At 42.9% G+C, this 8,248-nt stretch carries 10 protein-coding genes; all 10 read left to right on the top strand.

The window, feature by feature from the left end; translation table 11 throughout:
- Positions 1 to 211: hypothetical protein (locus tag REC12_RS00380; protein WP_308891499.1), on the top strand; the 211-nt coding region annotated here is incomplete at its 5' end.
- Between the two features lie 129 nt (positions 212 to 340).
- Positions 341 to 979, top strand: a complete 639-nt coding sequence (locus tag REC12_RS00375; RefSeq protein ID WP_308891497.1) for a cobalamin B12-binding domain-containing protein — start codon at positions 341 to 343, stop codon at positions 977 to 979.
- Position 980: 1 nt separating this feature from the next.
- Positions 981 to 2,135: a uroporphyrinogen decarboxylase family protein gene (locus REC12_RS00370; protein ID WP_308891495.1), complete on the top strand. Its 1,155-nt coding sequence runs from the start codon at positions 981 to 983 to the stop codon at positions 2,133 to 2,135.
- An 11-nt stretch (positions 2,136 to 2,146) separates the two neighbouring features.
- Complete coding sequence (locus REC12_RS00365; protein WP_308891501.1) at positions 2,147 to 2,293, top strand: hypothetical protein; 147 nt, start codon at positions 2,147 to 2,149, stop codon at positions 2,291 to 2,293.
- Positions 2,294 to 2,365: 72 nt separating this feature from the next.
- Positions 2,366 to 3,172 (top strand): methyltetrahydrofolate cobalamin methyltransferase, encoded by an 807-nt coding sequence (locus REC12_RS00360; RefSeq protein WP_308891493.1) that lies wholly within the window; start codon positions 2,366 to 2,368, stop codon positions 3,170 to 3,172.
- Positions 3,173 to 3,189: 17 nt separating this feature from the next.
- The gene (locus tag REC12_RS00355; RefSeq protein WP_308891490.1) at positions 3,190 to 3,891 is read left to right on the top strand and encodes a DUF1638 domain-containing protein; all 702 of its coding nucleotides are present in this window, start codon (positions 3,190 to 3,192) and stop codon (positions 3,889 to 3,891) included.
- Between the two features lie 118 nt (positions 3,892 to 4,009).
- Positions 4,010 to 4,690: a cobalamin B12-binding domain-containing protein gene (locus REC12_RS00350; RefSeq protein WP_308891486.1), complete on the top strand. Its 681-nt coding sequence runs from the start codon at positions 4,010 to 4,012 to the stop codon at positions 4,688 to 4,690.
- A complete protein-coding gene (locus REC12_RS00345; RefSeq protein WP_308891483.1) occupies positions 4,683 to 5,381 on the top strand; it encodes a GntR family transcriptional regulator in 699 nt (232 codons plus the stop codon). The genes REC12_RS00350 and REC12_RS00345 overlap by 8 nt, the downstream gene beginning before the upstream one ends.
- A gap of 86 nt (positions 5,382 to 5,467) precedes the next feature.
- Positions 5,468 to 7,315 carry an ASKHA domain-containing protein gene (locus REC12_RS00340; protein ID WP_308891480.1) on the top strand — a complete coding sequence of 616 codons (1,848 nt, stop codon included), beginning with the start codon at positions 5,468 to 5,470 and terminating at the stop codon, positions 7,313 to 7,315.
- A gap of 14 nt (positions 7,316 to 7,329) precedes the next feature.
- Complete coding sequence (locus tag REC12_RS00335; protein ID WP_308891478.1) at positions 7,330 to 8,040, top strand: Vitamin B12 dependent methionine synthase activation subunit; 711 nt, start codon at positions 7,330 to 7,332, stop codon at positions 8,038 to 8,040.
- Positions 8,041 to 8,248: the final 208 nt, after the last annotated feature.

Genomic DNA, 8,248 nt, shown 5'->3' with positions numbered 1-8,248 from the left:
GAGGCTTATTTTTCTGTGCCCAAATTTAAGTGCATCAGAGAGATTCAAAATGTTTGAAGATTTACTAATCGATTTTAATAGCCAAAAAGCAAAAAAGGAGTATCGCAGACTACTTTTTAAAGTAGTTTTGCGACACTCCCTTATTTTCTTAGGGAATTGGATTTTTGTCCTTTTTAAGAACCAAAAGGTTTTGAAGGCTGTGTTGCCATAAATATAAATTTTTTGAAAATTTAATATTGACAATTAAGTAAATAATGAATAAACTAAAAACAAGAAAATCTTAAATATACTTGTATATACAGGTATATCGTTGCTAATTAATTAAAGGGAGTGAAGGGGTATGCTAGATTTAGAAGCATTGACACAAGCGATTGGAGATCTAGATGAGGGTCAGGTGGTAGAACTGTTGGAAGGGTTCGTGGCATCGAAACCCAGCAGTGCTGAGGCCAATCAAGTCGTGGGGGCTTGCCAGCGAGGTATGAGTATTGTCGGGGATTTTTTTGAAAAGAAAGAGTACTATGTAGGTGACCTTATTTTTGCCGGAGAACTTTTAAATAAAGCGATTGAAATCTTAAAACCTGTAATAGGCGGAGAAAACACAGGTAAGGTTGGCAGCATTGTTGTCGGTACCGTTCAGGGTGATATGCACGATATTGGCAAAAATATTTTTGCCAGCATGGTTGAAGCCGCGGGTTTTGTTGTATATGATCTTGGCATAGACGTCCCTCCTGTGGCATTTGTGGAAAAAGTAAAAGAAGTAAAAGCAGAAATATTAGGCATGAGTGGGGTGCTCACCTTAGCAATTGATTCCATGAAAGCAACGGTCAAAGCCTTAGACGAAGCCGGAATGAGAGATCAGGTAAAAGTTATTATTGGCGGGAACCCGGTGACAGAAGAGGCTTGTAAGCAGATCGGTGCAGACACCTTTACAACAAATGCGGCCGAGGGTGTAAAAATATGTCAAGGGTGGGTGAAATAGCATGTCGGAAGCACTGTCATTGTCCCAAGAAAGAACACAATTATTTACTGATATTATGGATGGGAAAATTCCCAAACGAGTGCCGGTTGCCTCGAATTTTGCTCATGAATTTGCCATTCAATACGCCGGAAAAGATTTAAAAGAAGTTCAATGGGACACTACTGACCTTGAGGCAAGTTTTGAAAAAGTGTGTGAAGACTTTTATTCCGATCTATTGTCAGTTTCAGCCTTTAGAATGCCATCGTTTTACAGGATATTAGGGTCTAGAAACTTCGTGATGGGTTCAAACGGTTTTTTGCAACATCCGGAAGTTGAAGGGCTTAAACTGGAGGATTATGACGCTTTTATCGCCTCGCCGTATAATTGCATCCTGGAGAGAGTATTACCCAACTTATATCCGGAACTTAATTCGGACCCTGTCACCAGGTCTCTGGTCATGGCTAAGGCTTTTAAAGCTTATACGGATGAGACCAATAATCTGTTTAGAATTTATGGGAATTTAATTGATAAATTTAACTATGGGGCAGTAACCCTTTTTGCCGCTTTCTGCGAGGCTCCCTTTGACATTTTGACAGATCAACTGAGAGGATTTAAGAACATCACGTTAGATGTAAGAAGAATTCCCGATAAGGTAGAGGCTGCGGTCAATGCGGCGATTCCTCTGATGATTAAAATGGGAACCCAGGTCTTCCCGAATAAATACAATGCGACATTCATTCCGTTGCATATGGCACCCTACCTGCGCACTAAAGATTTTGAACGTCTCTACTGGCCGGGATTCAAAAAATTGGTAGAAGGATTGGCGGAAAAAGGCATGAGGTCCTATTTGTTCGTGGAACAAGATTGGATGCGCTATCTGGATTATTTGGCCGAGCTTCCTGCGGGAACTGTTATGACGTTCGAATATGGCGATCCCAAGACTGTCAAGGACAAGCTGGGCAGCAAGCACGTTATCAGCGGATTTTATCCCCTTACCCTTTTGAAGACGGGGACAAAACAAGAGTGCATTGACAAGGCAAAAGAGCTTATCGAAATTTTAGCACCGGGAGGCAACTATTTCTTTAGCTTTGATAAAGCTATTATCACATTGGATAGTGTCAATGTTGACAATACAAAAGCTGTCTTAGATTATGTTGCTAACAATGCCAGCTATTAAGGGAGGATTTAATGATGAACACAAATTATTATAAAGCCTGGGAAGAATATATGGCTCTGCACCCGGAAATTGATGAGAAAGAAGCTCAATTAATGGCTCCTAAAATGCAAAGTTATGAGGAAATGCTGTTTGGATTCGTAATGTTTCTTTGTGCCTAAGGCAATGTTATAAAAATAAAAGGGAGGGAGCAAAAGCTCTCTCCCCTTTTACAAAGAGAGGAAGACACAGCAATGATCATTATCGGAGAAAAAATTAATGGAACGATTCCCAGTGTAAAAAATGCTATTGCTGAAAGAGATGAAGAATTCATCCGCAATCTTGCCCTTAAACAAACTGAGGCGGGAGCTCATTATTTGGATGTGTGTGCAAGTACCGCACCGGAAGTCGAAGTAGAAACTTTAATATGGCTGATGAATCTGGTTCAAGATACCGTTGATACTCCTTTGTGTATTGACAGCCCAAATGCTGCTGTTATTAAAGAGGTCTTTAAGTACGCCAGGCGCCCAGGGTTAATCAACTCTGTTTCTGAAGAAGGGAATAAATGTGAGGTTATTTTTCCTTTGCTAGAGGGTACGGAGTGGCAGGTTATCGCTCTGACTTGTGATAACAAGGGAATTCCTTCTGACATCGAGACGCGGGTGAAGATTACCGGAAATATTGTAGAAAAAGCGCAAAAGTATGGGATTACACCTGAGCGAATTCATATTGATCCCCTGGTGCTGGCCCTGTCCGCCGATAATAAATCGTTGTTGAATTTTACAGAGACTTTAAGACGGGTTAAAGAATTATATCCCACAATTAAAGTAACCTCCGGTTTAAGCAATATTTCTTTTGGCATGCCCTTGCGGAAAATAGTTAATCAAGGCTTTCTGACCATCGCTCTTTATGCGGGAATGGATTCTGCCATTCTTGATCCGGCGAATCGGGATATGATGGCTACTCTTATGGCAACTGAAGCTTTATTAGGCCGGGATCGTCTTTGCAGAAATTTCTCGAATGCTTTCAGAAAAAACAAAATCGGCCCTATCAAACAATAAGGTTAGGGGTAATCTTGATGGCGAAAAACATGGCACAGCGGCGAATGGCGCTGATAGCCTGCAAGACGCTGCAGTACGAAGTAAATAAGGCTATGCGTGAAACGGGGTGCCAATATCCGGTAATTTGGCTGGATTCCCAATATCATAATGATCCCAACCGTTTAAGAGCTAAACTCCAAGAGGAAATCGATAGCATAGAAGGTGTTGACTCAATTCTTTTAGCTTATGGTTGTTGCGGCAACGGCACAGTTGGCTTGCGGGCTTCCACTGCGGATTTGATCATTCCCAGAGTCGAAGATTGCATTGCAATGGTTTTGCAGAAACAAGATCGGGTTTATGAGAGACAGGGAGCAACTTTCTTTTTGACTAAAGGGTGGTTGGAGGGCACCAATAGTTTTGCCGCTGAAATTGAACATGCTGTTAAACGCTATGGCGAAGAACGTGCCCGCAGAATTATTCAGCAAATGTTTAAACATTATAAATATCTAATGCTTATTGATACGAAAGCATATCCTCTGGAAGAGTGCCTGGCTGAAGCCGCAAAACTTGCCCAAGACCTAAACCTCCAACTGGAATTGTCCCAAGGCGGGACATGGTTACTTGAAAGCTTACTTGAAGGCGGTTTGGAAAAAGACTTCTGCTTTATCCGTAAAGGAGAGACGGTAAGCGAGCAAGATTTTGGCCATTGCGGCCAAGGCCTTCCTTTGCAGCGTTTTTGATTTGGAATTATGCCGACAGCCTCAGGCTTAATTTATCGTTTCAGAAAACGTTTTTCAGGGCAATATGTTATCCAAGCGAATGCGAAGACCTTGTATCAACCTGTTTGTGGAGGGTGTAATGAAGGACTTTTTCGAATCGAAGGAACTCTTAGTTGATTGTGTGGAGCAGCTTGAAGAAAGTAAAGTATTAGAACTCGCCAACCAGGCTTTAGACCAAGGAATGAATCCCTTAGCCTTAATCAATTTGATTATTGAAGGGATGAATCGGGTTGGCAAGCGTTATGAATGTAAGGATTACTATATAGCTGACCTGATTATGGCGGGCATCATCTTTAGAGAGGTCTTGGGGTTAAATAAAATTAGCTCTTATTCCAGAAATTATTATAAAAATAAAAGCGGTAAGGTCTTAATAGGTACCGTTAAAGATGATATCCACGATATTGGTAAAGAAATTTTCAGGGCACTCTTGGAGACCCATGGCTTTGAGGTCATTGATCTCGGAGTAGACGTACCCGGAGAAGTTTTTGTGAAAAAGGCACAGGAGCATCAACCCCATATTATCGGGTTAAGCGGAGTTTTGTCGAGTACTCTGGATCAAATGAAACAGGTGGTAGATGCTTTTACCAGAGCGGGATTGCGGGAACAAGTCAAGATCATAGCCGGAGCAAATTATCTCAACGCGCATGGATGCAGTTATATAGGGGCTGATGGCTATGCTACGGAGGCTTCCAAAGGTGTGGAAATTTGCCTCGAATGGATGAATCTTTCCGGCAGAATGGGAGAAGCAAGCCATGATTAATCCCATGTATCTTACTATTGTTGAAGACATTAAACAGAAAATAAGCAGTGGCCAGTTAAAACCGAGTGATGCGGTTCCTTCCGAGAATGCTCTCTGCAAAGAGTATGGCGCCAGTCGGATGACCGTCAGAAAAGGGCTTGCTATCTTGGCTAACGACGGATACATTTATTCAATCCCGGGCAAAGGCAGTTTCGTTCGGAAACCTGAACTCAATAAATACACGATCTACTATGATGAAATGAACAACTCAATTAATACCGTGGATCAGTCCCGCTTGTTGGAAGTCAACATTATAATGCCTGATGAGAAACTTGCCGGAGAGCTTCAGACGACCATCAATAAAAATGTGATTGTTATTCGCAGATTGTTTTATACTGAAGGCAAGCCTGTAGCTTATGATATTAAATATCTGCTCTACTCCAAAGGAATGCCGATTGTGGAAAAGGAGCTTGAACAAGCGACTTTTCCCGAGATGGTTTCCGGCAGCATGTCCGCTTTTTCTCTAAAAAAAGAATTAGCCATTTATGCTCAAATGCCTGACAAAGAAGTAAAGCAATATTTGAATATTTATGATGAATTGGCTTTATTGGTGGTTGAGCAAAGAATATATAATGAAGAAAAAAAGCCGATCGGTTTCTGCATGACATATTTTCGGGGAGATTATATCAAACTGAAAGGCAGTAGTGATTAATTGATGCTTCACTTTTGCTCAAGAAAAATAAACAGCTGCATCTTTGCCCGATGCAGTTTTGTTTTTTAAAGAAGGAGGTATTCTTCTTGCAAGAATTTACAGTGATCTTCCAACCGGGAACTATCAAGATACGAGCAGCAGCCGAAACCACCATCATGAAAGCCATGAACCAAGCAGGTTTAGGAACTGACTTTCCCTGCGGAGGAAGGGGAAAATGCGGAAAGTGCCGGGTAAAAGTTTTAGAAGGGGTAAGTGACCCCATTGCCACCGAGCAGGCTCATTTGACCAGGCAGGAGTTAGAAGAAGGAATTCGCCTGGCCTGTGCTACCAAGATCTATAGAGATATGGTCATAGAAATTTTAAGTCCCGGACATTTGCAGCATAATATCTTAATTAATTCCGCAGAGCGGCCTTTCTATATTCAAGCACATCTGAAAAAGCTGTTTATCGAAACTAGTCAGCCTTCTCTCAGCGAGCACAAATCTGACTGGCAGCGGCTTAAGGAAGCTCTTGCCGCGCGCGGCTTCAATGATAACACTTTACAGGCTCCTCTCTCTCTTCTGCGCCGGCTGCCGGAAACGATACGACAATCTCAAAATCGCCTGACTGCGGTATTACTTGACTCGAAAGTGTTAGGTATAGAACAGGGCGACACTTCAGCAGTCATGTTGGGAATGGCCTTTGACATTGGGACAACGACAATTGTTGGCTACTTGCTGGACCTAAACTCGGGTAAAGAGCTTGCTGTCGTGTCCACACTTAATCCTCAAGCTCAATATGGGGGAGATGTTATATCACGAATTACTTTTGCCGGAAACGCTGAGGGTCTGGATCTTCTGCACAAAGCAGTGACAGATGCCGTTAATAAATTGATTGGGGAAGCAGTGGGAAAAGCGGGAAGAAAGAGAAAGGATATTTATGCAGTTTCCGTTGCGGCCAATACAACCATGCACCATCTTTTTTTGGGTATAAGTCCTCAATCAATTGGAGTATCACCTTATGTTTCAGTAGTTAACCAAGGACTTGTGGTCACTGCCTCCGAGTTGAGATTAGATATTAATGAAGCCGGCCAGGTTTTTGTCCTGCCTAATATTGCGGGCTTTGTGGGGGCAGATACCTCGGCTGTTTTATTAGCTACAGAGTTGGAAAAAAGCGAGCATGTCACCCTTATCCTGGATATTGGCACAAATGGGGAAATTGTGCTCGGTTCGAAACATAAGACGGTTGCCTGTTCGGCTGCGGCAGGCCCGGCTTTTGAAGGAGCACAAATAACTAACGGAATGAGGGGAGCCATAGGAGCTATTGACCATATTTCTTTTGCAGACCGCTTGGAGTTTACGGTGATTGGTGGGGGAAATCCCGCGGGAATCTGTGGTTCTGCTCTTCTTGATGGAGTAGCAGGTCTGGTAGAGTTGAGAATGATTAATAAACGAGGCAAATTTCTTGAGCCTGATAAAATCACGCATCCTCAATCGCTGCGTTTTAAAGACAGGTTAATTCAATATGAAGGGGCTTGGGCATTTTTACTGGCTGACTCCGGTGAAACGCTTCACGGCAGGCCGATAATGATTACGCAAAATGATATTCGTGAACTTCAGCTAGCCAAAGGAGCGATTGCGGCAGGGGTCAGAGTTTTGCTGAAAACCAGTGGCCTAGAGGTGGAGGATGTTAAAGAAGTGTTGTTGGCCGGGGCTTTCGGAAATTATTTGAATCCGCACAGTGCCTGTGTAATCGGTTTAATTCCGCGGGAACTTGAAGACAAAATCAGGATGATCGGCAACGCTGCAGGGACGGGAGCAAAAATTGCTCTGCTTTCAGCCGGGGAATTTTCCCAAGCGGATGATATTGCCTCAGCAGTCTCTTTTGTCGAACTTGGCAGCTACTCAAAATTCAATACTATTTTTGCCGAAAATACCTACTTCAAGCTGGACTGAAAAGAGGGAGAAGGATGACTGAAGCAAAAGTATCCGAAGGTATGGTGCCTGAGGTGACCATCCAGGAACTATTCACTGCGCAAGGAGCGGATTACAGCAGACGGGCGCCGCGGCAAGAGATGGTGGATCTGAACCTGCGGCTTTTAGCAGAGGCTAAAAGGTTAATACGCCCTGCAGTAATCTGGCAGGAGGTTCAAGTTATTGGCGTTGGAGAAGAGGAGCTTTATCTTGAGAATGCACCGACTTTAAGAGGCAGACTATTGCCTCGTGTCTTAGGTTCAGCCGACAGTGTTATTTTATTTGCCATGACCATAGGCGGTCTGCTTGATCAGCTAATTAAAGAATATATGGATAGAAGTCAAACATTGGAGGCTTTTATTTTAGATTCCGCAGGATCGGCTGTTATGGCCAAATCAGCAACCTTGATGATGAGAGAAATTGAAGGGCTCTATAAGGCTAAGCACCTGAAAACCACATTCTCTTTAGGGCCCGGTCATTCTTACTGGAAAGGCCTTGAGGACGTGAGATCCATTATTAATTTTCTCAAAGGAGAACGGATTGGCATCAGCCTAACATCTTCCAACCTGATGCTTCCCAAAAAGTCATTGGCTATGGTAATGGGGATAGGCAATAATTTGCCTGATTTCAGGGGAAAAACCCATTGTGATTTTTGCCATCTCCAAGGAAACTGTACTATGAAAAATTTAGACGTTAATAATTGTTAATTCTGCATAAATTTAAAGAGGCTAGCCGCATGGAAACGAATCAAGGGGAGCATCCCCTTGATTTTAGTTTTGTGTGCCCGGCATGGGCGTTATCTCTAGGGTGAAAGTCCCGAATAGTGAAGGTAGCAGTAGCTATAGTTTAAGGTAAGGGTGTTCACCGTGAGGTGAAATCCGAAAGAAACCGGCGGCAAATCTCTGGCCCGAGGAA

This window comes from Candidatus Desulfosporosinus nitrosoreducens, from assembly GCF_030954495.1.
Taxonomy (GTDB): Bacteria; Bacillota; Desulfitobacteriia; order Desulfitobacteriales; family Desulfitobacteriaceae; genus Desulfosporosinus; species Desulfosporosinus nitrosoreducens.
Note: the sequence above shows the minus strand (reverse complement) of the source record. Positions and strands in the feature narration are given on the sequence as shown.

Bases quoted from the DNA above. Each gene is read 5' to 3' on its own strand.
- REC12_RS00375 (WP_308891497.1), top strand. From the start codon at position 341: ATGCTAGATTTAGAAGCATTGACACAAGCGATTGGAGATCTAGATGAG.
- REC12_RS00370 (WP_308891495.1), top strand. From the start codon at position 981: ATGTCGGAAGCACTGTCATTGTCCCAAGAAAGAACACAATTATTTACT.
- REC12_RS00365 (WP_308891501.1), top strand. From the start codon at position 2,147: ATGATGAACACAAATTATTATAAAGCCTGGGAAGAATATATGGCTCTG.
- REC12_RS00360 (WP_308891493.1), top strand. From the start codon at position 2,366: ATGATCATTATCGGAGAAAAAATTAATGGAACGATTCCCAGTGTAAAA.
- REC12_RS00355 (WP_308891490.1), top strand. From the start codon at position 3,190: ATGGCGAAAAACATGGCACAGCGGCGAATGGCGCTGATAGCCTGCAAG.
- REC12_RS00350 (WP_308891486.1), top strand. From the start codon at position 4,010: ATGAAGGACTTTTTCGAATCGAAGGAACTCTTAGTTGATTGTGTGGAG.
- REC12_RS00345 (WP_308891483.1), top strand. From the start codon at position 4,683: ATGATTAATCCCATGTATCTTACTATTGTTGAAGACATTAAACAGAAA.
- REC12_RS00335 (WP_308891478.1), top strand. From the start codon at position 7,330: ATGACTGAAGCAAAAGTATCCGAAGGTATGGTGCCTGAGGTGACCATC.